This is a genomic window from Streptomyces viridiviolaceus (genome assembly GCF_014650995.1).
GTDB lineage: Bacteria > Actinomycetota > Actinomycetes > Streptomycetales > Streptomycetaceae > Streptomyces > Streptomyces viridiviolaceus.
The window spans coordinates 1-2087 of record NZ_BMWA01000077.1 but is presented as its reverse complement, the minus strand read 5'-3'; the positions used below and the strand labels follow the sequence as shown (position 1 = coordinate 2087).

The window sequence follows — 2087 nt, the reverse complement described above, 5'->3', positions numbered from 1 at the left end:
CCAGGCATACTCAAAGGCTCGACTCGCGCCCACGAAGGTCAGCACCAACCGGCCTTCGCCTCCCATTAGGCGTACTCGTCGCGGGCGATCCGCCAGACCCTGCGTCGCCGGGGCATCCGGGCGGTAATTCCGGAGAGGGTCGACCAGAAGGCCAACCGTGTACGGCGCGGCCGGGCTGGCGGCAGGCCGCCAGCCTTCGACCGCGAGCTCTACAAAGCCCGCAACGTCGTCGAACGCTGTTTCAGCCGGCTCAAGCAGTTCCGCGCCATCACGACACGGTTCGACAAACTCGCCGCCCGATACCGGGCCGGACTCAACCTCGCAGCGCTCGTCCTCTGGCTCCGCGAACCTGCCCGATGATCATTACCAGCGGACTGTACTCAGCCCGTTGCCGAGATCCGTCACCTCTGCTCCAGCAAGAACAGCCGGGACGGCGCTGAGCCGGTCCGTCCGGAACTGCAATCGGTCCGGGCGCGGGCCCATCGGCAGTCGGCCATATAGGACCAGCGCGTCATCGTCCTCGTTCGCTGTTTCGCCGCCCAGATCGACGAGCAGCGCGACAGTCCTGTCCAACTCCCGCTGGATCAGCCGCTGAACCGCATTGGTGGCCTGCTCACGCTCGTTCTCGGTCAACCCGCCGAGCACGAAGGTGAGGACCTGAGTGTCCGGCGCCACGTACCTGACATCGCACACCACGTCCGTGTCAGCCGACAGCCAGAACTGCATGCAGAGCGGCCCGACCGACAGACCAACAAGCTCCAGGATGCGCCCGACAGGCAGCTTCACCTGTTCCCCCACGACGTCCAACAGCATCCCGCAGCCCAGCATCGGGTGCTCGACGGTCAGCCCGGACTGGGCCAAGTGGTTGGTGACCGAGCGGAACTCGGACTCGTCCATCCGGCCCTCGCAGTACCAGGACAGGTAGGTCTCCAACACCGCTGACACTCCTCGTCGTCATGGCTCGCCACAGGGGGAGACGTGACGCCCCATGACGGTGGCCACCCTCCGTCAACAAGCATCCGGCATTCTGAGCCCACGGATGATCATTTATCAGACAAGACCTAGTGGAACGTGCCTGATCACTCGACTGGTGACATCGCGCAGTAGCCAGAGAGCCCGCGCTTGCGGGCTCGGGGCCTCTCTGGATTCCAGCACCGCTCACCCAGCCGGTGCGTCGGGCGAGCACCGTCGGATATGCGGTTCTACTGTCGTAGTGCCTTGTTATCGGGTTGCGTCCACGAAAGTGGTGTACGGGTTCGACCTGATCCGGGGGTTTGCTCCGGCGTCGGGATGAGGTCCGCATAGACGAACGGCCACCGGCTGATCTTCAAGACGACCAAGTCTTTGAAGGAGATCAGCACGATGACCGCACCCGACAGTCTGCCCCTGCACGCCCTCGCCGAAGACAACCTCGCCGCGGCGAGTCCCGACCTGTTGCGCGCGATGGTCAAGACTTTCGCCGACGCACTCATGTCCGCGGAGGCCGACGCCGTCTGTGGTGCTGAATACGGGCAGGTCAGCAACGAGCGGGTCAACCACCGCAATGGCTACCGCCCACGCGAGTGGGACACCAGGGCCGGGACCGTCGAACTCGCCATCCCCAGGCTCCGGACCGGGAGTTACTTCCCGCACTGGCTCCTCGAGCGCCGCCGTCGGGCCGAACAGGCCCTGATCTCGGTGGTCGCCACCGCCTACCTGCTCGGCGTCTCCACCCGCCGGGTCGAAAAACTCGCCGAGTCCCTCGGCGTCACGCAGCTGTCGAAGTCCCAGGTCAGAGCGATGGCGAAGCACTTGGACGAGCAGGTCACAGCATTCCGCAACCGGCCCCTGGACGCCGGCCCCTACGCGTTCGTCTGGGTCGATGCCCTGACCCAGAAGGTCCGCGAGGGCGGCCGCATCATCAACGTCCACGCACTCATCGCCGTCGGCGTCAACGCCGATGGCCACCGAAAGATCCTCGGCCTGGACGTCGCCACCGCCGAGGACGACGCCGGCTGGATGGCCTTCCTACGCTCGCTGATCGCCCGCGGCCTGTCCGGCGTCCAGCTCGTCATCTCCGATGCCCACGCCGGCCTGGTCGACGCGAT

General features: G+C 65.9%; 2 protein-coding genes and 1 pseudogene. 2 read left to right on the top strand and 1 reads right to left on the bottom strand.

The features are described from left to right. Positions 1-69: 69 nt before the first annotated feature. Positions 70-360: pseudogene (locus IE260_RS40925) on the top strand (transposase); the annotation flags it as partial. A gap of 3 nt (positions 361-363) precedes the next feature. On the opposite strand, the gene IE260_RS40920 reads toward IE260_RS40925, so the two are convergent. Next, entirely contained in the window at positions 364-936 is a 573-nt protein-coding gene (locus IE260_RS40920; RefSeq protein WP_189881005.1) for a hypothetical protein, read from the bottom strand. A 426-nt stretch (positions 937-1362) separates the two neighbouring features. Here IE260_RS40920 and IE260_RS40915 point away from each other — a divergent pair. Then, on the top strand, positions 1363-2087 hold a 725-nt coding region (locus tag IE260_RS40915), incomplete at its 3' end, for an IS256 family transposase (RefSeq protein WP_189881004.1).